The 23,191-nt window shown below is 38.1% G+C and carries 22 protein-coding genes; all 22 read right to left on the reverse strand.

The window, feature by feature from the left end; all coding sequences use genetic code 11:
• Positions 1–41: 41 nt before the first annotated feature.
• Positions 42–686, reverse strand: coding sequence for a 4'-phosphopantetheinyl transferase family protein (locus tag EXE09_RS12925; protein WP_130117554.1), 645 nt, complete (start codon positions 684–686; stop codon positions 42–44).
• An 84-nt stretch (positions 687–770) separates the two neighbouring features.
• Entirely contained in the window at positions 771–2,180 is a 1,410-nt protein-coding gene (gene der, locus EXE09_RS12930; protein ID WP_130117555.1) for a ribosome biogenesis GTPase Der, read from the reverse strand.
• A gap of 201 nt (positions 2,181–2,381) precedes the next feature.
• Positions 2,382–3,530 carry an outer membrane protein assembly factor BamB gene (bamB, locus tag EXE09_RS12935; protein WP_130117556.1) on the reverse strand — a complete coding sequence of 383 codons (1,149 nt, stop codon included), beginning with the start codon at positions 3,528–3,530 and terminating at the stop codon, positions 2,382–2,384.
• On the reverse strand, positions 3,530–4,273 hold the full coding sequence (locus EXE09_RS12940; RefSeq protein ID WP_068973271.1) for a YfgM family protein: 744 nt from the start codon (positions 4,271–4,273) through the stop codon (positions 3,530–3,532). Before EXE09_RS12940 ends, bamB begins: the two co-directional genes overlap by 1 nt.
• Before the next feature lie 54 nt (positions 4,274–4,327).
• Positions 4,328–5,623 carry a histidine--tRNA ligase gene (hisS, locus tag EXE09_RS12945; protein ID WP_130117557.1) on the reverse strand — a complete coding sequence of 432 codons (1,296 nt, stop codon included), beginning with the start codon at positions 5,621–5,623 and terminating at the stop codon, positions 4,328–4,330.
• 3 nt (positions 5,624–5,626) lie between these two features.
• Positions 5,627–6,745, reverse strand: a complete 1,119-nt coding sequence (ispG, locus tag EXE09_RS12950) for a flavodoxin-dependent (E)-4-hydroxy-3-methylbut-2-enyl-diphosphate synthase (RefSeq protein ID WP_068973269.1) — start codon at positions 6,743–6,745, stop codon at positions 5,627–5,629.
• A gap of 21 nt (positions 6,746–6,766) precedes the next feature.
• Positions 6,767–7,558 (reverse strand): helix-turn-helix domain-containing protein, encoded by a 792-nt coding sequence (locus EXE09_RS12955; protein WP_068973268.1) that lies wholly within the window; start codon positions 7,556–7,558, stop codon positions 6,767–6,769.
• Positions 7,549–8,352 (reverse strand): type IV pilus biogenesis/stability protein PilW, encoded by an 804-nt coding sequence (pilW, locus tag EXE09_RS12960; RefSeq protein ID WP_130117574.1) that lies wholly within the window; start codon positions 8,350–8,352, stop codon positions 7,549–7,551. The genes EXE09_RS12955 and pilW overlap by 10 nt, the downstream gene beginning before the upstream one ends.
• A 53-nt stretch (positions 8,353–8,405) precedes the next feature.
• Positions 8,406–9,656 (reverse strand): 23S rRNA (adenine(2503)-C(2))-methyltransferase RlmN, encoded by a 1,251-nt coding sequence (rlmN, locus tag EXE09_RS12965; RefSeq protein WP_087553576.1) that lies wholly within the window; start codon positions 9,654–9,656, stop codon positions 8,406–8,408.
• Positions 9,657–9,836: 180 nt separating this feature from the next.
• On the reverse strand, positions 9,837–10,268 hold the full coding sequence (ndk, locus tag EXE09_RS12970; protein WP_016166212.1) for a nucleoside-diphosphate kinase: 432 nt from the start codon (positions 10,266–10,268) through the stop codon (positions 9,837–9,839).
• 132 nt (positions 10,269–10,400) lie between these two features.
• Positions 10,401–10,601 carry a Fe-S cluster assembly protein IscX gene (iscX, locus tag EXE09_RS12975; RefSeq protein ID WP_130114411.1) on the reverse strand — a complete coding sequence of 67 codons (201 nt, stop codon included), beginning with the start codon at positions 10,599–10,601 and terminating at the stop codon, positions 10,401–10,403.
• A gap of 226 nt (positions 10,602–10,827) precedes the next feature.
• Entirely contained in the window at positions 10,828–11,379 is a 552-nt protein-coding gene (locus tag EXE09_RS12980) for a phosphatase PAP2 family protein (protein WP_068973264.1), read from the reverse strand.
• 30 nt (positions 11,380–11,409) lie between these two features.
• A complete protein-coding gene (locus EXE09_RS12985) occupies positions 11,410–12,696 on the reverse strand; it encodes a glycosyltransferase family 4 protein (protein ID WP_068973263.1) in 1,287 nt (428 codons plus the stop codon).
• A gap of 271 nt (positions 12,697–12,967) precedes the next feature.
• Positions 12,968–13,399 carry a hypothetical protein gene (locus EXE09_RS12990; RefSeq protein ID WP_130117558.1) on the reverse strand — a complete coding sequence of 144 codons (432 nt, stop codon included), beginning with the start codon at positions 13,397–13,399 and terminating at the stop codon, positions 12,968–12,970.
• Positions 13,400–13,412: 13 nt separating this feature from the next.
• The gene (locus EXE09_RS12995; protein WP_228257211.1) at positions 13,413–15,728 is read right to left on the reverse strand and encodes a fimbria/pilus outer membrane usher protein; all 2,316 of its coding nucleotides are present in this window, start codon (positions 15,726–15,728) and stop codon (positions 13,413–13,415) included.
• Positions 15,729–15,731: 3 nt separating this feature from the next.
• On the reverse strand, positions 15,732–16,442 hold the full coding sequence (locus EXE09_RS13000; protein WP_130117559.1) for a molecular chaperone: 711 nt from the start codon (positions 16,440–16,442) through the stop codon (positions 15,732–15,734).
• A gap of 139 nt (positions 16,443–16,581) precedes the next feature.
• The gene (locus EXE09_RS13005; RefSeq protein WP_087553582.1) at positions 16,582–17,094 is read right to left on the reverse strand and encodes a hypothetical protein; all 513 of its coding nucleotides are present in this window, start codon (positions 17,092–17,094) and stop codon (positions 16,582–16,584) included.
• Between the two features lie 333 nt (positions 17,095–17,427).
• Positions 17,428–18,258 carry an XAC2610-related protein gene (locus EXE09_RS13010; protein WP_130117560.1) on the reverse strand — a complete coding sequence of 277 codons (831 nt, stop codon included), beginning with the start codon at positions 18,256–18,258 and terminating at the stop codon, positions 17,428–17,430.
• A 185-nt stretch (positions 18,259–18,443) separates the two neighbouring features.
• On the reverse strand, positions 18,444–18,848 hold the full coding sequence (locus EXE09_RS13015; RefSeq protein WP_130117561.1) for a hypothetical protein: 405 nt from the start codon (positions 18,846–18,848) through the stop codon (positions 18,444–18,446).
• Between the two features lie 378 nt (positions 18,849–19,226).
• Positions 19,227–20,243, reverse strand: coding sequence for a ketol-acid reductoisomerase (ilvC, locus tag EXE09_RS13020; RefSeq protein WP_068973260.1), 1,017 nt, complete (start codon positions 20,241–20,243; stop codon positions 19,227–19,229).
• A 151-nt stretch (positions 20,244–20,394) separates the two neighbouring features.
• On the reverse strand, positions 20,395–20,886 hold the full coding sequence (gene ilvN, locus EXE09_RS13025; protein ID WP_068973259.1) for an acetolactate synthase small subunit: 492 nt from the start codon (positions 20,884–20,886) through the stop codon (positions 20,395–20,397).
• Complete coding sequence (locus EXE09_RS13030) at positions 20,883–22,610, reverse strand: acetolactate synthase 3 large subunit (RefSeq protein WP_068973258.1); 1,728 nt, start codon at positions 22,608–22,610, stop codon at positions 20,883–20,885. Before EXE09_RS13030 ends, ilvN begins: the two co-directional genes overlap by 4 nt.
• Positions 22,611–23,191 lie beyond the last annotated feature (581 nt).

The raw sequence follows: 23,191 nt of genomic DNA on the forward strand, positions 1-23,191 counted from the left end.
TTTTAAACTGGTAAATTAATAATAGAGAGCTTCACGCTCAGTCAATGTTGAATAATCTGAATCCGTGGAAAAGCAAAACCTTTACACGAAAGTTCAGAACGCCATGCAACTGTCAACATCACATTGGATAACTGGAAATTTTGATACGCAAAACTGCCCAACTGTGCATGTGTCGAAATTCCACCGTCATTCACTTCATGCACTTTGGTATTCAGCTCATTTAAACTCAGTCGAATTCCCAAGCCCGAAGCCTTTAAAATCGCCTCTTTGGTCGTCCAAACTTTAAACCAAAATGCGGAATCAAATCCTAAATCCTCCCAACTTGCATACTCTTCAGGATGAAAAGCATGTTTTGCTAAAGCATCAAAACGGACTTTTCGGTTCAAATCTTCTACATCCACACCTAAGTCAGGTATATTTTGACTACTCACCAAAGCATAATGTTGCTGACTATGCGAATGATTCAGGTAAAACTTTGGATAATCAATTAAATAAGGCTTTCCAAATTCAGTTTTATCAAATGAGTCATTATGAATATCAGTTACAAGATAGTTGGATAATAGTTGATTACGATATTGATAAATAGCGCTTTTCAACTCTTGGATCTGACTCTTTCGATCACGAGTTTGAAAATTTGGAATAATATTCTGAATAGAATTTAGATCTAATTGAATCGTACGAGTCACAAAACATCCCTGCTGTTTTTTTGAATATCTTAAAACAAAAAAACCCAAAGATCACTTTGGGTTTTCATTTCTTCAAATCTGAAATTAACGTTTAAATTTCTTTTCAGCTTTCTTAAACTTCTGAATATAACGACGTTTACGTGCAGCAGTACGCTCATCCATTTGTGACTTACGCCCTTCAAATGGGTTTTCAGAGGTTTTAAAATCAATTCGTACTGGCGTTCCTTCAAGTTTATACACTTTACGGAATACGTTTTCTAAGTAACGACGATAATCCGCAGGCGTTTTATCTACTTTATTACCATGTACAACGATCGTCGGTGGATTTTGTCCGCCCATGTGCGCATAACGCATTTTGATACGTTTACCACTAATCATCGGTGGTTGATGCGCTTCTGTTGCATCATTCAAAATCTGCGTCAATTTTGCAGGTGAAACTTTCAAATGTGATGAATCATAAGCACGGTGAATCGTAGGATACATATCCCCTACACCTGTACCATGCAACGCAGAAATTAAGTGCACTTTCGCCCAAGGAATAAAGTCAAAACGACGATCCACATCCAATTTACATTGTTTGCGATCGTATTCTGTCATGTTGTCCCATTTATTAATGGCGATCACCATGGCACGACCTGCTTCAAGCGCATAGCCAATTAAATGTAAATCTTGTTCAACAACACCTTCACGCGCATCTAAAACCACAACAATCACGTGTGCATCTTTGATTGCTTGTAAAGTTTTTACGATTGAGAATTTCTCAATCATTTCATCTACTTTACCTTTACGACGTACACCTGCAGTGTCGATTAATGTGTATTGACGACCATCACGCTCATAAGGAATATAAATCGAGTCACGTGTTGTCCCAGGTTGGTCAAATGCAACTACACGGTCTTCACCTAACAGGCGGTTAACCAATGTTGATTTACCCACGTTTGGACGACCAATGATCGCTAAACGTAAGCCTGTGGCTTTATCGTGCTCTGCTTCATCTTCGTCTTCTGAAACATCTGTCAACACTTCTTCAAGCATCTGTTGCACGCCACGACCATGACTTGCTGCAACTTGTAAAGGTTCACCCATACCCAACTTGTAGAACTCAACCAAAGCAGCTTCAGCATGCACACCATCAACTTTGTTGGCAACCAAATAAACTTTTTTACCTAATGTACGTAATTCACGAGCAATCTGCTCATCTGAAGCAAGCAAACCTGCACGTGCATCTACTACAAATACAATAATATCTGCTTCATTGATGGCAGTTTTAGACTGTTCTGCCATATATGAGTCAATACCACCTTCACTCTCGCCAATACCCCCAGTATCGACAACAATGAATGATTTATTTTCATATTTAGCATCGCCATATTTACGGTCACGGGTTAGACCTGCAAAGTCAGCAACGAGGGCATCACGGCTCTTGGTAATCTGGTTAAATAACGTTGATTTGCCGACGTTTGGACGACCAATGAGCGCAATTACGGGTTTCATAAAATAACCTTTATTCAAGATCAGCCAGTTTGACTGGTCTGAACATCAGAAACATATCGGAAGAAAAAGTAGGAAAAACCTAAAATAAAAACACGGGGCATTGATTTGCAATCACCCCGTGCATGAAATTCATACGGATTTCTCTATTTTAACATAAGACTAAAAAAATAGAGAATCCTAATCGTACTTGTTAATGATGCATTAACGATTTTGCCAAATGCTTAAAGCACCTTTACGTGTAGAGACAAAGAGTTGGTTACCCACCACTCTTAATGTACGGACTTCGCCAGAAGTCTTGGTACGCCCTAAAGTTGCACCTGTATTCAGGTCCACTTGATGCAAGTAACCATCTAAATCGCCCACGACTAAATTTGAACCCAATGCAACAACATTACTTAAATTACGATTAAGAAGTTGTTCATTTTTCCAAAGCTCATTTCCAGTAATTAAATCATAAGCCACTATTTTGCCATCAGTTTGTGACACGATGACTTTTCCATCTACAACTTCAGGACGATTCAAACTGCTTGAGTTTTCGCTCCAAAGAACACTTTGCGATGCTAAATCAAGAACAGTGACTTGCCCTTGAAAACTTGTAGTCACCACATACTGCCCAGATACCACTGGTTCTGCATCAACATCAATCAAGCGTTGAATATCTGATCGACCTTCAGACACTGCAACCCGACGCTGTAAGCGCGGAACACCTGCAATACTATCAATTGCAAATAAATAACCTGTAGATGTTCCAATCAACACAGTACGATCATCTAAACGCACTGGTGTAGCCTGACCACGAAAGCTAAATGAAGCATTTGGTAATTTATAGGTCCACGCTTGCTGTCCAGACTCTACATCAAGTGCATAAACTGTACCGTCGTTAGCAACCACGATAACACGACCAGATTGAATCAGTGCCGAGCTAATGATTGCTCCAGACAGTTGCGCTGACCATTTCTTCTCGCCAGTGCTTTGATCTAAGGCAAATAATTGACCTTTTTGATTTCCTACAATCACCAGACCATCAGCAGCTTCTACGCCTGAACTTAGACCTTGCTTAGTCACTTTAGTTTCCCAAAGGCGTTGCTTCCCTTTATAAGCAGCAACTTCACCTTTTGGATCTAGTGCAAACACCACACCATTGTCTGAATCCAAACGTATACGTAAAGCATCTTCACTATTCGTTGCAGAAACATTGGTTGAAAAAACTTGTACCAAACTTGATGCTTGCGCAACTTTAGGTAGTGGATTTGGCTTAACTTTAACTTCTTTAGTTTTATTGCTCGAACAACCGATTAATGCGATTGATAAAATTGCCAAAGCAAACGGTATTTTAAAATTTCTATCCATTAAGACTTATCCACTCGTGCTTGCATTGCTGGATGTTCAGTCACAGACTCATCCGATTGCGTTTGTAAAATTGGGCGTTCAAGATCAGGATCTTCTACTAATACGCCAACACTTTCGAGTTTAATTTGTAAAATTTGGCGCTCTTGTTTACGCTCAAGAACTGAGTTCCATGCCGCTTGATATGCTTTTTTTGCGTTTTCAATATCATTTTTTGCAACATAAATATCACCTTTCAACTCTTCAGATGTCGCTTTAAAAGCAGCTTCATCCACAGTAGATAAGGTTTTCAAGGCTTCATCATATTTTTTCTGCGCTAATTGTGCATCTGCCAGCTTAAGCTTTACAACTTGTAACAGACCCGCATCTTTTAGCTTAGAATTTTCGACTTTTTTGAGTTCACGTTCAGCTAAGGCATAATCATTTTTGTCATAAGCTAATTTTGCCATGACGATTTGTGCTTGAATCGCTTGTACAGAATCAGGATTCTCTTTCACCATTTTGTCCGCAGAAGCAACCAAAGCTGCAGTGATTTTTGCATCACCATTTGCAGCTTTTTCATCATCCATCAATTGCTGAACTTTAGCCGTTGCATTTTGATTTTCTGCTAAAGTTTTCTTTTGCCAATATTGCCACCCGAAAAAGGCAATCAATGCAATGAGCACACCAGTGACCATTGCTGAGCCATATTTCTGTAAAAATGACTTCATACTATCAAGTTGTTCTTGATCAGTCATTGCGCTCATTTGATTCCCCTTTTCCTTATGTTTTAGGGTTTAAATTATGGTTTTGATTGGTCGTTACTTCGTTGAAAATTGCTCAGTGAAGAAACCAACAATATCATCAATTGAAACTTCATGTTGTTCCGCTGTCGCAAGTTCTTTCACCAAAACTTGTTTCGCCTCAGCTTCACGCTCACCAAAGATTAAAGCATAGACCGCACCCGACTGATCTGCTTTCTTCATTTGGCTCTTCATCGAACCTTGTGAACCCGTTTTCAAACGAATGCTACTATTTGCAGATTCAAGTTGATCACGGATTTGTTCAGCCAACACCAAAGCCTGACCTTGCGTTGCAGGATCTGAAACTAAGAATAGCTCACACTCACGTACAGACGTATTGTCTTCAACTTGCTCAAGCAACAATAATAAACGTTCCATACCCATTGCAAAACCAACAGCAGGCACAGATTGATCAGGCTTGCCTTTGAGTTGTCCAACTAAACCATCATAACGCCCACCAGCACATACTGTACCTTGCGAACCTAAATGTGTGGTTGTCCATTCAAAAACAGTTTTGTTGTAATAATCTAAGCCACGAACCAATTTTTGATTAATGACAAAAGTAATACCCGCATCTGTTAAATACTGCTTCAACTGCTCAAAATGTTGCAGGGTTTCTTTACTCATAAAGTCAAGCAGTTTGGGAGCATTTTCTAAAATTTGCTGTGTTTTAGCATCTTTAGAATCAAGAATTCGCAAAGGATTCGTAGTTAAACGACGCTGTGAATCTTCATCTAAATCCGCTTTATGGTCATTTAAAAATTCAACCAAAGCAGCACGATATTCAGCACGTTCATCAGACTCACCTAAAGTATTTAACTCAAGTTGAACTTTATCTGCCACGCCCATGCGTTTCCATAAGCGCGCAGTCAGAAGAATCACTTCCGCATCCTGATCAGGTGTCGCAACACCAAAGGTTTCTACACCAAATTGATGGAACTGACGATAACGACCTTTTTGCGGTTTTTCGTAACGGAACATTGGGCCAACATACCAAACACGCGGATTCGCACCACGAAGTAAGTTATGTTCAAGCATCGCACGTACACAACCTGCTGTTCCTTCAGGACGCAAAGTCAAAGACTCAGGTGGATTACCTTTGTCCAAGAACGTATACATTTCTTTTTCAACGATATCCGTCGCATCACCAATTGAGCGTTTAAACAAATGAGTTTGTTCAACAATCGGAAGACGAATTTGTTGATAACCATAAGCATCCATTAACGATGCTAAATGTTGCTCTAGACGTCTCCATGCAGCTGTTTGTGATGGAAGAACGTCATTAAAACCTTTAATTGCGACAATTGAACTCATGAACTACTCAGAACTTGTACGTATAATCTCTTTAGCTTTTGCTTCTTCGTGTGCTTTCACACGTTGACGAACCATAGTTTCGATTTCATCAACTAACTGATCGGTATCGATTAAATGACTCTTTTCGCCATTACGATACACCAGTGAACGCGGGCTTGCACCTACCACACCAATATCAGCCTCTTTGGCTTCACCTGGACCATTCACTTTACAGCCAATAACCGATACATCCATCGGTGTACGAACATCTTCTAAACGCTCTTCTAAAGCCTGCATAACTTTGATCACGTTAAATTCCTGACGTGAACAACTCGGACAAGCGATAAAATTAATGCCGTTAGAACGAAGACCTAATGATTTTAAAATATCAAAACCAATTTTAATTTCTTCTTCAGGCTCTGCTGCCAATGAAATACGCATGGTGTCACCAATGCCTTCCATTAACAAACCACCTAAAGCAATCGCAGACTTCACTGAACCAGTACGATATATACCTGCTTCAGTCACCCCCAAATGTAAAGGGTTGTCAATTTGTGCAGAGAGTAAGCGGTATGCATCCATAGTTAAAAACACATTAGACGCTTTTACCGAAACCTTGAACTCATGAAAATCTAAACGATCCAAAATATCAATGTGACGCATCGCAGATTCAAGCAAGGCTTGACCTGTAGGCTCACCATATTTCTTTTGGATGTCTTTTTCCAAAGAACCCGCATTGACACCAATGCGCATCGAAATATCATGATGACGTGCTGCTGCAACCACTTCACGAATTTTGGCTTCAGAACCAATATTACCAGGGTTAATACGAAGACAATCTGCCCCCATATCCGCAACTTTCAGCGCGATTTTATAATCGAAATGAATATCTGCAACCAACGGCACTGTCACGCGCTTACGAATTTCACCAAATGCTTCAGCTGCTTCCATCGTTGGGACAGAAACACGCATGATATCTGCACCAACATCTGCACAACGTTGAATTTGAGCAACGGTAGCATCAACATCGCATGTTTCAGTATTGGTCATACTTTGGATAGTAATCGGCGCATCACCACCGACATAGACCGAACCAACACGAATTTTACGCGTTGGGCGTCGCTTGATTGGATTCTCAATCATGATTTTATCTACTCTCGTCCATTAACGTGATAAACGGAATTCTGCTTTTCCGTTCACTGTATATGGAGACAATGAAATCTGTTCATTATTAAGGCTTAATGACACAGCAGTTGCATCATCCAGTCGAATTTGAAATGGCGATTGACCACTAAGATTTAGGGTTGCGCTTTGACGACCAGTTGCTAGCACTTTACCAGTACTATCAATAATATGCACTGAAGTCGGATGGCTAAAATTCAATACCATTTGATCGCCTGAAGTTGCAGTCGCATTGTTTAAATTCAATACTTCTACTTCTGACTCTTGTGGTTTAGCACCAGTATCATCGCCACTTTTACTTGAAGTGAACTTTTGAATGCCTGCAATAATTGCCCAAATAATGGCGATCGCCACGATCGCAATCAAAGCACGTTTTAACCACTTTTTATTACGATCACTGTTTGAACCAGGAAGTTTCCCCATAATTTTAATGGGTGAATTATTCAAGGCATGGTTCGGCATAAGTCCTGTATCATTTTGATAAATTTCATCAAAACGTTGAATCAGTGCAGTTGCATCAACATTCAAGAACTTCGCATACGAACGATAGTAACCTTTGATAAATGTTGCTTCAGGTAAAGACTTATACTCATCTTGCTCTAATGCTTGTAGGGTTTTTACAGGCATTTTCAACTCTTTCGCAACATCGGCGATATCTAAAACTTTAGATACACGAATTTGACGCAGGTACTCACCTGGGCGTTGAATATTTCCTAAACCATTAGATGCTACGTTTGAACCTGTAGGTTGCTGTGAATTAGGATTTACTTCCATACGGCCTCAGTACTATTCTGCAATTGCAGATAACGTTGATATTCTTTACTGTCAGGGAATAATGCACGAAGTTGATTCACCAACACTTGCATTCCCATCTGGTCTTGATTGACACGTGCAATACGCAATCCAATCCAAAGTGCACGTGCACCTTGTTTATCCTGACCTACTAAACGAACATATTGCTCATAGAGTTGACGTGCTTGTGCATTTTTTTGCTGCAAATAAAAAATCTCAGACAACTCTACCAAAGAAATGACTGAATCGCGATTCACTTGCAAGGCTTGTTTGAATGCTTTTTCAGCATTGACCACATCGCCTACCTTCAAATACACGCGACCCAAATTTTCTAAAGCTTTGTAACGCTGATCATATCCTAATGCAGCACCAGCTATGCTCAACTGTTCGATGGCATCATTATAACGCTCACTAATAAATAAATATGTTCCATAATTATTACGAGCTTGTGCATTTTTTGGGTCACTAGAAATTGCACGCTTAAAATAGCCATCTGCTTTTTCCATACTGATTTTACTGCCTTCTTGTTGCAGTAAAACACCCATCATCATATTGGCAGCTGAATCCCGTGAATCTGTTTCAAGCGCCTGATCTAATGCACGTTTTGCTGCATCTAAATCACCTGAACGGATGTATTCTGCAGCAAGTTGGGTACGTACTTTGACGGCTTTCTCTGGATCTTTTTTACTTATTGGACCAGTACTTGTCGTCTGACAACCTTGAATAGCCAATGCGGATAAACCAATTGTCAAGATTACAATTGCTTTTGAATACATCGTTTTTTTCAAAGCTAGTCCCCACATACTTTAAATAAAGTGTTTACAAATCATTAGCCTTGCGAACGTATAATTTCACCACGCTCTGCAACTTTCTTTTTCCATTGTTCTGCACGACGAGTACGGTCAGCGACTTGTCCCACCAACTGACCACAAGCCGCATCAATATCATCACCACGTGTCTGACGAATCGTACACACAAAACCTGCATCAGACAAAGTTTTTTGGAAAGAAATGATACGATTTCGGCTTGAACGCCCATATGGTGCGTGCGGAAATGGATTGAATGGAATTAAATTAATTTTACTTGGTAAATTTTTCAATAACTTAATCATTTGCTGTGCATGTTCAGGTTGATCATTCACCCCTTCCAACATCACATACTCAATGGTCACGTGTTTACGCGAGCTCTCATTACCATCTTTGGCAATATAACGCTGACATGCAGCAATCAATTGCTCTAATGGATATTTTTTATTAATTGGGACGAGTTCATTACGTAGCTCATCATTCGGCGCATGTAATGAAATCGCTAAAGCAACATCAATATCTTTTGCCAATTGATCAATTTTCGGAACAACACCTGAAGTTGATAATGTTACACGACGTTTCGACATACCATAAGCAAAGTCATCTAGCATGATATTCATTGAACTTAATACGGCGTCATAGTTGAGTAATGGTTCACCCATACCCATCATCACCACATTGGTCACTGAACGTTCACGGTCTGCAACAGGCACTTCTTCCATATAAGAATAATTTGCCATCCACAATTGACCAATGATTTCATCAGGCGTTAAATCACGTTGAAAGCCTTGTTTACCTGTCGAGCAGAATGAACAATCGAGCGCACAACCAACTTGCGAAGAAATACATAAAGTCTTACGCGCACCTGTTTTATCTTCTGCAGGAATTAAAACCGTTTCAACCAAAGAACCCGCGCCATCACCGACACGAAATACCCACTTACGTGTTCCATCTTTGGAATAGTTACGGTGTACTACTTCTGGTGCTTTAATTTCACAGATACGTTCTAATTTTTCACGCAATTTTCCAGAAATATTGGTCATTTCCGCAAAATCAGTCACAAAATACTGATGAATCCATTTCATCACCTGTCCCGCGCGGAATTTTTTCTCCCCCATTTCTTCGAAGAATTTTTCCAATTGCGGACGTGACATGCCAAGTAAATTCACTTTCTGCACATTTTCAGCCTGAATACGTTCAGCCTTTACAGATTTGGATTGCGTAGGCTGTTGTTCATCTAGATTTAACGATGAAGCGACAACTTCAGAATTCATGTGATTACTACCTAAAACATATCATGGGATAAAATATATTGATCAATATTCGATGGAAATATAGTCAATAAAAATAAAAAAACCAGACAAGCAGTATATCACTTATCTGGTTTCGGGTCTGTTATCAATTCATAAATCTAAGATTTAATCCTTTTTAGCCTTGACCCTAAATACATCGAATTAACGAGTACGTGGGCAAACTTCAGTTTGAGCGAAGAAGTAGTTTACTTCACGATCAGCAGAAGCTACAGAGTCAGAACCGTGAGCAGCATTTTCATCGATGCTTACAGCGAAATCTGCACGGATTGTACCAGGAGCAGCTTCTTTAGGGTTAGTTGCACCAAGAATTTCACGGTGAGCAAGAACTGCGTTTTCACCTTCAAGAACAGATACAACAACTGGACCAGAAGTCATGAATGCAACTAAATCAGCAAAGAAACCACGTTCTTTATGTTCAGCATAGAAACCTTCAGCTTCAGCTTGAGAAAGGTGTTTCATTTTAGTCGCAACGATTTTAAGACCAGCTTTTTCGAAACGAGCAAAGATGTCACCAATGTGGTTTTTAGCAACTGCGTCTGGTTTTACGATAGATAAAGTACGTTCAATAGCCATGATTGGCTCCTTAAGTCAAATTGACACGAAATTTTGGGCGCATTATACCGAATAATGAGCAATATTCTGCTTTTAATCTGTAAAAAAATTAGATTTTTCGATGTGCTGTGTTCTAAGCAGGCTCAATAAGGATTAATTTGACTCGTCAATCCAAGCCATTTGAATCGCTTCAAGCAAACCTTCAGTCGATTTTGTTGGGTCATCACTAAAATCAGGTAATGCACAAATCCATGCATGCAAATCAGTAAAACGCACCCATTGTGGATCTACATCTGGATGCGCTTCGGTTAATTCTATTGCAATATCAAGAGTATCTGTCCAACGTAAGCCCATGCAGGTCTTCCTTTGCTCAATTTAATCCGCTTACTGTATCAAATCTCGGCCGATTCAGAAACTCGATTCATTCAGAAAAAGTACGCTAGACATTTAAAGTGAAACATTCATTTCTTTACTCTGAAAAATAATTATTCACTCACAGCTCATTCAAAGTTAAAACCTTGATGATCAAAATCATCTACTTCTTTAACAATGAAATGGCGAGTTAACATCAGAAAAATCATCATAGTATCACTCCTAAATACGGCGCACTAATAACAATCAAACTTGCCACACTTGCACCAATCAATGCACCGACAATCACGTCACTTGGATAATGTAGCCCCAAAACCATACGAGATAAGGCAATTAACACTGTAAAAGGCATCATAATGAATAGCATTACGGGTTCAATATAGCCAAATACAATGGTTACCATCACCGCATGTAGAGTATGTCCAGATGGAAAACTAAAATGATCCAAAGGACGTTCACCTAAAACAATGACCTGATGAACTTGATAAGGTCTAGGTCGTACGGTTTTATGTTTTAAGAACTTATAGATCCCTGTACCCAATAAACCTGCAACAACCACAAAGAGAAGTTGCAAACCATAGGCAAAACCCTTCTGCAACCAAATCAAAAGCAACATGGTCGCCCAGAATGCGCCATCACCCAAGCGACTCACCACTTTAAAAAAAGTCGCAATGCCTTGGGTATGCGATAAATTATTGAGATACAAACAACCTCTAAGGTCGAGATCGAGCATTTTTATTTTGGTATTTTTTAAATTCATTTTCACTCTCCTCTCATGATTTGAGATGAACTACATCATCAGTCTTGCATTTTGCTTGACCTGATATAACGCTTCTTCGAATTGTTGTACTGGATGCTGCCATCCAATACTTTGTACATTTTGCATTGCTTGCTGCCCCATACGTTTCAGCACAGTGTTGTCTGGCAGTTGTAAAACGTGTTGCGTGAGTTGTTGAATATCACCGATCTTACACAACCACCCTGTTTGCGCATGTATGGCGTGGAGCTGTGCGCATGCGTAATCATAAGCAATCACAGGCAAACCACTTGCCATTGCCTCAAGCACCACATTACCAAAAGTTTCAACTTGGCTTGCGAAGACAAAGACATTGGCACTTGCATAAGCTTCAGCAAGTTGCGTGCCACTTAAACTGCCCATAAAAACAATATGTTCAGCACCTTGCATTTTCTCTAAACGAGCACGGTCAGGACCATCACCAACCAAGACCAATTTCACTTTACGTGATGATTGTTTTCGTAGTGCTAAATATGCATCCATCACCACATTGACTTCTTTTTCAGAAGATAAACGTCCAACATAAATCAGCACTGTGGTATCAGCATCTGCGCCCCATTGCTTTCTTAAGGCTTCTGAATAACGCGTTGATGAAAATCGTGCTGTATCAATGCCACGTCCGACCACGACCAATGGGCAAGTCACACCAAACTCACGCAAGGCAAGTTCAGTATCTCGACTCGGCACACAGGTCAATTGCGTGGCATTGTGGAACCACTTTAAATAACTTTGAATTGGCTTAACTAAAAAAGCCAAATCGAAGAAACGACTAAACTCTTGAAACTGTGAATGAAAGCCACTTGAAACAGGGATTCGTCGAGTTTTCGCAGCATGAAGTGCCGTAAAACCAAGAGGTCCTTCTGTCACGATATGCACCACATCTGGTGAAAAAGATGAAATTGCCTGAGAAACTTTGAGAAATTGTGGCCAACCAAACTTCATATCAGGATATTTAGGAATGGATTGTCCATTCACTAGACATTCTTTGTTGGGAGAAAAATCAGTACATGTACTTTTTTGCGCAGGACGAATCAGTAAAATCTTATGTCCTTGCGCTTGCAAGCCTTTACACAATTGCATCAAGGAAAGCGCCACACCATTAATTTCTGGTGGCCACGTCTCTGTGACAATGGCAATTTTTAGACGGGGGCGAGAAAGATCACGAATAAAGTTTTCTTCAATCGTTACGGTTTTTTTCTTATTTTGTTTAAAAAAGAACTTCAAACTTTCTGGAAAATCTTGTTGTTTATATTGCAAGGTGTTCGCGAACGGCTTATTCATACGCTACCTAATCTATTCATTTTGATTATAGATTAGGCAATTTTGTTTACACTTTAATGTTTATTTGATGACAGTTTTTTGAATCTAGGAAATCTCATCAATATTGTTTTTTAACACTTCATTTCAATAATACTTTCATTTTAAATAATGTCTACTAAAAATAAGCCCCATCTACTCCATATATTTAAACGTATTTAAACTAAAAAAACTAATTTCCCACTTAAAACCCACTTAAAATATTGTTTGTTCAATATCATCATTTATTCAATAGTTAAAAATTAAGATTAATCCAAATTCGATCTTCATACTGCCCCGCAGGTAAATTTCGACTTAAGCGATCCTCTAATTGTACAGCGATTGAATATTTGACTTTCGTACCCGCCTGTCCTGAAATATTTTGCCCCCAAACATTGGAAATACCGCCACCATTCACACTCATTCGTGTATGAATTCGATACTTCGGATTGACTGCATGAGTTAAATAACTATCCCCCTGACTTGTTCTTAAGTTTTGGCTCAGAAATTTAATGTTATACCCATGATCACAATTGATAAAAATGGATGTTCCTGTCTGACTCCCCCAATAGTTTCCCAAGCGCATATTACTTTCTGAAATTCGATCAATACCACACCCCCTAGATGGCGTAGCGTAAAGGTTCATCGTAATGATACTGAGCAATACCCCAAATATTATTCGTCTCATTCTCGTCTCCGTCCTATCTACATACCAAATTATATATTTGTGATTGTTGAACTTCGTTATTACTGATATCCAAAAGTGTATTACAGCTTCGTCCGCCTTGCGTTTTAATCAAAAGATCATATTTATCTGGTTTTAGACCATATAAATAAACTTTACCTTCTTCATCAATTGGATATTTATCATTTTGCACAGTTGAAACATAGACAATAGAACCCTGCTTAAAAGTTTGCTGATTTTCATCAAGCAATTTCACAATGACTGTTTTGGTTTTATAAACAGGAAAATCCACCACATAACCACGTTGATTTAATGCAACCACACGTTTTTTGGAATGGGTAAATACATCTTCTAGCGGGAGTTGGTTATGGTCAAATGCGAGATCATAATGCACATAAGGAATAATATCGTGGATGAATAAATAACCTTTATCATTTGTTTTCCCCACCAAAGATAATGAGCGGGTAATATCAATGTCTTTGTAGCCATCTATATTGACCAGTGCAAAACCATTATCCACATACTTAGTGAATGAGAACTTATTGTCTAAGAAAACCAAAGCTCCTCGATAATCAAATTGAGTATTATGATAATGATCACTTCGATCATGCGTCAAAGACATATCACCCTGATTGGTTTTCCATAAACCGTACGCATTATATGAATAATCCGAACCCACACGATTCACACCCAGTGCATAATCAAAGTTTTCACCTAACACACTATTTTGTACATAACGTAAGCGTGTCATATCTGCACTAGTATCGTGATCGACATATGCTTTTTTGGCATGGTCAAAGCTATACGATAACCCCAAACTAAAGCCATCATTTTTAGTTCCCGATAAATTTTTAAAATAATTCATCGAAAACGTTGTTTGTTTATTTATATTTTTAAATAAACCAAGGTTTATAATCCGCGCATCAGGATTACTCCTTTGGTCTGTTTGATAATATTTTCGTTCCACATAGTTAAAATTTAAATTATTGATCCATGGCACTTGAAATAAGTTGAGATAAACCAAATTATCCATTTTGGTCAAATCGATATAATCTAAATACCCCAATGCTTTAAAATTTCGATCATTATATTTAGACATCAAACCTAAAGAATACGTGGGTGTATCACGACTTAGCGACAATGCATTTGAATAGGCAGTTTGCTCATGACTTCGACTCGCAGTAAGTGAATAGTCGAGTACAGCATACTGACTGATTGCCTGAGTCCACAGTAAACTGAGGTTTGAAATATCATCACTATAGCCAATATTTGTGCCTAGTGTCGTGGATGAGCTTAAACCTCGTCTATAATAAACATTTGTGAAAAACTCTCTATAATCATTATTTTCTTCATTATAGTTATAACGCATTTTACCCAATGAAAAGTTATATTCATTTAAACCTGTTTTTAACAATCTATTATTAATATAAATGGGGAAACTTTGTACTGTGCGATTTCCCAAAACATCTTCAACAACAATTTGCGCTTGCCCACCTTGTTGAATCGCTGCACCAGACTGTAAGGCATAATAACCAGGCGTCACTTTTTGTTGATACATATTGACCCCATTGATAAACAAATCAACGGTTGATGGAAGTGTTGCACTACCTTTTAATGTCGGTACATTCCAATAAATAAAATCTGGGCGATCAGTAAAATCAGACCCAATATTAATCCCACCAAAGCGATAAGAACTTAATAATGAGTTAAATATACTGGCATTATCCCCCACAGTAACTTTTAAAAAATGCTCTGGAAAACGAATATCAAAATTTGTACTTAAACGCGTAGTTTTTGCCCCCATTTCTGTATCACGATACAGCATTTGATTATCAAACAACCAATAGTCATGAAATATACCTAACTCAGCTAAAGCGCTAAACTCCTTATTCGCATTATCTCGCCCATAATAGGTTTCATAATTTAGAAAACCTCCAAAATTGGCACGATCAGGAAGTATCAGTTTTTGGTTATAGTCAGATCCTTCAAAATACTCCGCAGGTAATTCAATCTTCAAAGCCTGCAAAGCATCATCTATTTCAGTTTTGATCGGCGCTTTACTCAGTAGGCAATAATTAAGATTGGTCGAATCTCGACTAAAATGGCTCTCATTAATATCTAATGTTTTAAATACATTACATTCAATATAGATTTGTCCATTTTTTTGGATCATGATTGTTTCAACCTTCCGATCAACACCATTAATCCATAAATTCGCCAAAGAAATTTCTTGCTCTATATGCGTAACGAACTGTGTAGCACTTTGTTCTGCATGTGTATAAACACTTGAAAGTATTCCACAAAGAAGCATACTGAGTTTAAATTTATTCATGACTTAGCCCTTAATTTTCATTTCCAAGGGAAGGTCACTTTTATCAGTAAAGATCATGAGTTTATATTGACTCAAATCACCAAGATTGATTGTGCCCAAATCAAAGTCATGCTTCTGACCTTTCAATAGATATTTCATTTCACTTTTTAAAGCGACAGATTTTTTATTTGCATCTAAGATTTCTAATTTAGAAATTTGAATATGTGAATTTGCATTATTCTTGAGATTAATGATCAAATTTTTATCGGCTTGTTTGGCTTGAACCACTAAATCTGCTTTATCCTGCTTACCCACAAAAAATGGCACAGATACATTGAATAAAAAAGTCATCCCTGTTTGCTCTACCACTGGAGTGACTTCTTTAAAAAAGATTCGCCACGTCTGCTCATTTTGCAAATCTTCACTAGTCAAAGGTTGAGTAAAACCTACACGTACGATTTGCTTACTCTCTGGTTTAATCACAAAGTTCTTTGGATTAATTAAAATATTATGGTCGGGCTCTAATACATCCTCACCTTTGTCATTTTGAGTCCATTTCATCGCAGACATTTCAAAGATTTTCTCTTGAGGAACATCCTTACTGCTCAGTGTTATTGTTGCACTACGTTGTCTTGAGTTTTCTTTTAAATACATTTGCACTGGATCAAAATCCAATCCCGCCAATACTGGAGCACTATATAATCCCAGTAAAAGAGTAAATATAATCTTATTCATAATATTTCCCCACCATAAATTTTAATTATTAGAAATGAATAACAACTGAATAATTTGGGGTAGAATTATTATCTAACCCTACCCCAAATCAATTTTTTCGAATTAACTTTTAAAATTCATTCGACATAAACTCTAAAATTTAAAAGTTTACTGCCACAGTATAAGTACCAGTGTAAGTACCCGCTTGAGTGGTTGCAGGATCAAGATTGCTACTTGTTGCTTGTACTTTAAAATTACGTGCAGTTGATAAATAACCAAGTGAGGTACCTGAAGTATAGTTAGCACCATTTAAAGAAGTCCCAACACTTACAGGAATATTACCAACACTTGAAACCAATTGTTTTGGCGCAACAATATTCAAGCTATAGCTACTGTTTGCAGTCACATTAAAGTCACCTGTACCACTCCAGTTCTTTGAGCTACCCACTTGCGTCATTGCGATTACAGGTGTATTCACTGTTAATTCACATTTTTTAGGAATTTCGAGTGAAATTTTGATTTCACCCGCACAAACAGTAGTACCTGGTGCACAGTCATCCCCACCCGAACCTTTTGATGTTGTTTGAATACCCGCAGCATCATTTGCAAATACAGCCGTTGAAGTTGCACCTAATACCAATGCTGCAAATAAAGTTTTAGTTAACATTTTCATAATATAATCCCCAATTTTGATTTAGTCCTTTGTTATAAAGGATGATTATTTATAATATTTATCATTATTTTAAAAAATCACTAAAAATAAGTAGTACACATTAATTAAAAATAAACTCATATAATATAAAAGAAAAATATTATTATTTTTTAAAATTATTTATTTAATCACAAAACAACAAATTACTTAAAAATAAGTATTGCCCAAGGCATTATAAAACCATATATATAATAATAAAAAACCAGACCATAATCACATTAATGATAATTAATTTAAATTATCCCTCAATAAAAAAAAAGCTTAAAAACAAGCTCTTTTTTTATTTATATTTTTTTAATTTTCACTCGAAATTCGATTCAGCAATCCATTTTCTACTTGATAAATCTGTCCATTACCAAAATCAATCTGCTGTTTTTCACCATGCAAGTTTGGCAAACCGACGATTTTTTCAAGTTGTGGTGAGCGCTGAAATTGTTGAGTTTTAGGATTGTACATCCAATAAATATAGCGTTTATCTTCTACACGTCGACCATTTGATATATCTGAAACAAGTACGTCATAGTAACCATCAAAGTTGATATCCATATAACCTATACTATTTGGATAGCCTGTAAAAGCTGTCAATGTTTGTGCCACTGTATTATTGTTTTTATTGATGACATCTATACGCCGCAGCGTTTTTCCATAAGGATTCGTGGCATCATTTTGACCATAAAATTTAAAGACAAATACAGGCTTATTGGCGACTTTAAATGCAGGCTCGAACTGTATCGATGTTCCAAATGTATTCTTTTGATCTGACAAAAGTGCTTTAAATAGTCCAGTATTCGCATTCAACACGCCATTCAATTGATATGTGTCTGTAGAATCTTCACTACTAACCGATTTCAAATTAAGCTGATCACCTTTTTGAGTGCCTTTAAATTTAATTGTTTTATTCTCCACTAAATCATAAAGTTCCGCATGTGGGTTATTAATTCCCGCATAGAGACTCATGAAGTAGCGCCCTTCATTGGATTTCACCATACGTTGCATCGAAACACGTACACCTGTGATTGGCTGCAAACCCTTTGAATCGGTAATGGTCTGATTTGGAATGTTTTCAGCAAAACTAAAGCATGAAATTGACAATGCAGCCATTGCGACAATAAGTTGAGTTTTCATGTTTCAGCCTCACACATGTTTCATAGAAAATAATGTGTAATTTATCACAAAAATAAAACATCACCCACAAAGTTAAAACTATGCTTTATCCAATTCCAATTTTTAAAGTTTAATCGTGACCACACAAATACTGCTTACATATAGTACATAACTTAATATAAGGATATTTTCACCATAAATATCAATTAGTTATTACTTTCCTTCCGTAAATTAAAATTCAAAATAGCATAAAATGGTTTTTCATCAATGCTATATAGTTTTTGCCCGTAGAACACCTGCTTAGCGCATTGCCCAAATTGCGAAGGTGTCATTGTCCAATTTTTTTCTGCAATGCCATCCTTGTTCACGTATGAAATAACCTCAAAAGAAGTTGGTCTAGCAACGGGCACACACTGCTTAAAAACCTCAGCTAAAATAGGCCCATAAGAATGATTTAATTGTGAATTAATTTCTGGAGGTAGGCTATTCTCAAAATCAATCGCCTTTTGCTTTAATGTGCTATATTCCAATACATCCACATCCTTAGCCGAAGCAATAAAGGCAATTCCACTAAAGAGTAAAACATTTAAAATTTGTATAATTTTTTTCATAGCATTTCTCATTATCTATTTTCGCAAAATAATATTTCAGCAATATCTTTATAATATATCATCCCATTAAATCAGTCTCATAGCAGCACTGAATTGAATTCGCTACTTTTTCATTTAAGACACACGGTACCCTTTAATCTTAAAAAACCCACTCAATCGAGTAGGTTCTTTAAGATCAAACTAAAACTTAGTTCTTTTCTTTGTCTACGATTTTGTTCGCTTGAATCCTGAGTAGGATCTCCTACGCAAGTGAAGATAATTAGCAAAGCACCGCTTTGCCCGAGTGCAAGAGTGAAGTTGCACTTCACTGCACACACAGAAACTCAAATAAAAAACCCTTGTTATAAAACAAGGGTTTTCTGACTTAGAAAGTAGAACTTAGTTCTTTTCTTTATCTACGATTTTGTTCGCTTGAATCCAAGGCATCATCGCACGTAACTTACCACCAGTCACTTCGATACCGTGAGCTGCGTTTTGACGACGACGAGCTGTCATAGAAGGATAGTTCAACGCACCTTCTTGGATGAACATCTTCGCATATTCACCAGATTGGATACGTTTAAGCGCATTACGCATCGCTTCACGAGACTGTTCATTGATTACTTCAACGCCAGTTACGTATTCGCCATATTCAGCATTGTTTGATACTGAATAGTTCATGTCCGCGATACCGCCTTCGAACATCAAATCAACGATCAATTTAAGTTCGTGTAAGCATTCGAAGTAAGCCATTTCTGGAGCATAACCTGCTTCAACCAAAGTTTCGAAGCCCATTTTAACCAATTCAACAGCACCACCACAAAGAACTGCTTGCTCACCGAATAAATCAGTTTCAGTTTCTTCACGGAAAGAAGTTTCGATGATACCTGTACGACCACCACCTACGCCTGAAGCATAAGAAAGCGCAACATTACGTGCATTACCAGAAGCATCTTGGTGAATCGCGATTAGGTCAGGAACACCTGAACCACGTTGGAATTCTGAACGTACAGTGTGACCAGGTGCTTTTGGTGCAACCATGATTACGTCTAAGTCAGCACGTGGCACAACTTGGTTATAAAGAACAGAGAAACCATGAGCAAATGCTAAAGTTGCACCTTGCTTGATGTTTGGCTCAATTACGTCACGGTAAAGTTGTGATTGGAATTCATCTGGAGTCAAGATCATCACTAAATCAGCTTGAGCAACAGCAGCAGGAACTTCAGACACTTTAAGACCTGAATTTTCAGCTTTTTTCCAAGAAGTAGAACCAGCACGTAAACCTACAGTTACGTCAACGCCAGAGTCTTTAAGGTTAAGCGCATGTGCGTGACCTTGTGAACCGTAACCAATGATCGCTACTTTTTTGCCTTGGATGATAGAAATATCTGTGTCTTTATCGTAAAAAATTTGCATTGCTGTCTCCGCTAAAATGCTGTGTTTCCTCTTCTTATCCTGAAGATTATCTATTTTAAAATCTTCTAGTCTAAGTCCCTCTCCACTTAAAGGAGAGGTTATACATGAGGTTATTAAAAATCAAATAAATTAAAATTAAGTGTCAGTGAAATTAAAGTGATAATACTTTTTCACCACGAGCAATACCTGATACACCAGAGCGCACAACTTCGAGGATTGTATTCTCAGAAAGCGCATCGATAAAGCCATCAATTTTTTCAGTGGTACCTGCAATCTGAATCGTATAGCAGGTTGGTGTTACATCCACGATCTGTGCACGGAAAATATCAGCAGTACGCTTAATTTCAGCACGTGCTGAACCCAATGCTTTGACTTTAATCAGCATCAGTTCACGTTCAATGTGTGCACCTTCAGACAAGTCAACCACTTTCACAACTTCTACCAATTTGTTCAATTGCTTGGTGATTTTCTCAATTTGATGATCATCACCATAAGTGGTCAAAGTCAAACGAGATAAGGTTGGATCTTCAGTCGGCGCAACGTTTAAAGTTTCAATGTTATAACCACGTTGTGAAAACAAACCCACTAAACGAGAAAGCGCACCTGCTTCGTTTTCAACGAGTACGGAAATAATATGTCTCATTCTGTACGCTCCCCTTTAGACAACCACATATCTTTCATTGACTGACCAGCAACTAGCATTGGATACACATGCTCTGAACGGTCAACCATGACATTGATAAACACACATTTATCATTAATCGCCATTGCTTCTTGAAGTTTAGACTCCAACTCATCTGCATGATCGATTTGAATACCAACATGCCCATAAGCTTCCATCAGCTTGGCAAAATCTGGCAATGAGTCTACGTAAGAACTTGAATGACGTCCTTCATAGTTCATATCTTGCCATTGCTTAACCATACCTAAAGCACGGTTATTTAAGCATAAAATCTTAACATTCATACCGTATTGCTTACAGGTAGAAAGCTCTTGGATACACATCTGAATCGATGCTTCACCGGTAATACATACCACTTGCTGATCTGGGAATGCTAATTTAGCAGCCATTGCATATGGCAAGCCCACACCCATCGTACCTAGACCACCCGAATTGATCCATTGACGTGGACGTACATAAGTATAATAAAGCGCACCAAACATCTGATGCTGACCAACGTCAGAGGTAATAATTGCTTGGCTATTTGTAACACGATCAAGCGCTTGAACCACTTGTTGCGGCTTCATTACACCATCGGCACCCGCTTCATAACGTAAGCCATGAACCTTACGCCACTCATTAATTTGAGACCACCATGCTGCAATATCTTCAGGATTTGGTTTAGAAACATTCAACTGTTTCAATTGAACCAACATTTCTTGAAGTACAGGCTCTACCGCACCCACGATCGGGATGTGCGCCATAATGGTTTTAGAAATGGTTGCAGGGTCAATATCAATATGAATGACTTTCGCATTTGGACAGAACTTAGCTGGGTTATTGGTCACACGGTCATCAAAACGTGCACCAATTGCCAAGATTAAATCTGCATTTGCCATAGTCATGTTGGCTTCATAGGTACCATGCATCCCCAACATACCCACAAATTGTGGATCGTTCCCAGGGAAAGCACCTAAGCCCATCAACGTATTGGTCACTGGGTAGTTCAATAGATGAGCAAGCTCTGTTAAAAGCTCAGAAGCATTGCCTTGAACAACACCACCACCTGTATAGATGATTGGACGTTTTGCATTAATCAGTTCATCAATCGCCTTACGGATTTGACCTGAGTGACCACGATGCGGAGGTTGATACGAACGCATCTTCACTTTTTCAGGGTATTCGTAAGCAAACTTCTCTGCTGGATTTGTTGCATCTTTTGGAATATCAACAACAACAGGACCTGGACGACCCGAAGATGCAATATAAAATGCTTTTTTAATAATTGCAGGAATTTCACTTGCATGACGCACTTGGAAACTGTGTTTTACGATTGGGCGTGAAATACCCACCATATCCGTTTCTTGGAATGCGTCTTCACCAATTAAATGTGTTGCAACCTGACCTGACAAAATCACCATCGGGATTGAGTCCATATAAGCCGTTGCAATTGGTGTAACAGTGTTGGTTGCGCCTGGCCCAGAAGTGACCAGTACCACACCAGTTTTGCCTGTTACGCGCGAGTAAGCATCAGCCATATGACCAGCTGCTTGCTCATGGCGTACGAGGTAATGATTGATTTTATCTTGTTTAAATAGCGCATCATAAATATGTAATACAGCGCCGCCTGGATATCCAAAAACATGTTCAACGCCTTCGTCCGCTAATGCGCGAACAAGCATGTCACCACCAGATAAAAGTTCCAACGTATTCACCCTAATCTTTTTTCCACAGCACTATGGGAGACATAGACTGTGTTTCATTCATTGATTGTGCGCTCTGTTATAGCACACATATTTACTCGTTTTTGCAGCAATAGAAAAATAAATCTTCACACAACCGTTTGGGTTATATGAATCACAGAAATATGTTGGGATAAACATCTTTCGGTATGGGTCACTTTCTCGGCTTAGAGAAAAAGCTATTGCTCGCTTTGATATTCTTAATCGAAGGGTGATCGAAAAAAACATCTGAAACTAAAGCAAGCATTTTTGTAGTTTTAGCGAACAATGTCAAGGTTTCTCATGGTGTTTTTATTGATTATTTACCAAGCGACTATTTTTAAAACTATTCCTTTTTTTTTGACATTTTATAAATAATTTTTCAATGACTTATAAGCCAATAAATTTGCAAAAGAATTATTTTCAAATTTATATTTTTGTATAAAATATACACATTATTTTAAATACTTCATTCAAGCTCAATCATCTCATGTATATTCAGAATTGAATGATTTATAATTTCTTTTGAACTGTAGTTTTGAACAATAATATTGGGAAATGGGTTT

Source organism: Acinetobacter sp. WCHAc060025, assembly GCF_004209355.1.
GTDB lineage: Bacteria > Pseudomonadota > Gammaproteobacteria > Pseudomonadales > Moraxellaceae > Acinetobacter > Acinetobacter wuhouensis.

Excerpts from the sequence above, each read along its gene's own strand:
- der (WP_130117555.1), bottom strand. The coding sequence starts at position 2,180 with ATGAAACCCGTAATTGCGCTCATTGGTCGTCCAAACGTCGGCAAATCA.
- bamB (WP_130117556.1), bottom strand. The coding sequence starts at position 3,530 with ATGGATAGAAATTTTAAAATACCGTTTGCTTTGGCAATTTTATCAATC.
- EXE09_RS12940 (WP_068973271.1), bottom strand. The coding sequence starts at position 4,273 with ATGAGCGCAATGACTGATCAAGAACAACTTGATAGTATGAAGTCATTT.
- hisS (WP_130117557.1), bottom strand. The coding sequence starts at position 5,623 with ATGAGTTCAATTGTCGCAATTAAAGGTTTTAATGACGTTCTTCCATCA.
- ispG (WP_068973269.1), bottom strand. The coding sequence starts at position 6,745 with ATGATTGAGAATCCAATCAAGCGACGCCCAACGCGTAAAATTCGTGTT.
- EXE09_RS12955 (WP_068973268.1), bottom strand. The coding sequence starts at position 7,558 with ATGGAAGTAAATCCTAATTCACAGCAACCTACAGGTTCAAACGTAGCA.
- pilW (WP_130117574.1), bottom strand. The coding sequence starts at position 8,352 with ATGTATTCAAAAGCAATTGTAATCTTGACAATTGGTTTATCCGCATTG.
- rlmN (WP_087553576.1), bottom strand. The coding sequence starts at position 9,656 with ATGAATTCTGAAGTTGTCGCTTCATCGTTAAATCTAGATGAACAACAG.
- ndk (WP_016166212.1), bottom strand. The coding sequence starts at position 10,268 with ATGGCTATTGAACGTACTTTATCTATCGTAAAACCAGACGCAGTTGCT.
- iscX (WP_130114411.1), bottom strand. The coding sequence starts at position 10,601 with ATGGGCTTACGTTGGACAGATACTCTTGATATTGCAATAGAATTAACC.
- EXE09_RS12980 (WP_068973264.1), bottom strand. The coding sequence starts at position 11,379 with ATGAATTTAAAAAATACCAAAATAAAAATGCTCGATCTCGACCTTAGA.
- EXE09_RS12985 (WP_068973263.1), bottom strand. The coding sequence starts at position 12,696 with ATGAATAAGCCGTTCGCGAACACCTTGCAATATAAACAACAAGATTTT.
- EXE09_RS12990 (WP_130117558.1), bottom strand. The coding sequence starts at position 13,399 with ATGAGACGAATAATATTTGGGGTATTGCTCAGTATCATTACGATGAAC.
- EXE09_RS12995 (WP_228257211.1), bottom strand. The coding sequence starts at position 15,728 with ATGAATAAATTTAAACTCAGTATGCTTCTTTGTGGAATACTTTCAAGT.
- EXE09_RS13000 (WP_130117559.1), bottom strand. The coding sequence starts at position 16,442 with ATGAATAAGATTATATTTACTCTTTTACTGGGATTATATAGTGCTCCA.
- EXE09_RS13005 (WP_087553582.1), bottom strand. The coding sequence starts at position 17,094 with ATGAAAATGTTAACTAAAACTTTATTTGCAGCATTGGTATTAGGTGCA.
- EXE09_RS13010 (WP_130117560.1), bottom strand. The coding sequence starts at position 18,258 with ATGAAAACTCAACTTATTGTCGCAATGGCTGCATTGTCAATTTCATGC.
- EXE09_RS13015 (WP_130117561.1), bottom strand. The coding sequence starts at position 18,848 with ATGAAAAAAATTATACAAATTTTAAATGTTTTACTCTTTAGTGGAATT.
- ilvC (WP_068973260.1), bottom strand. The coding sequence starts at position 20,243 with ATGCAAATTTTTTACGATAAAGACACAGATATTTCTATCATCCAAGGC.
- ilvN (WP_068973259.1), bottom strand. The coding sequence starts at position 20,886 with ATGAGACATATTATTTCCGTACTCGTTGAAAACGAAGCAGGTGCGCTT.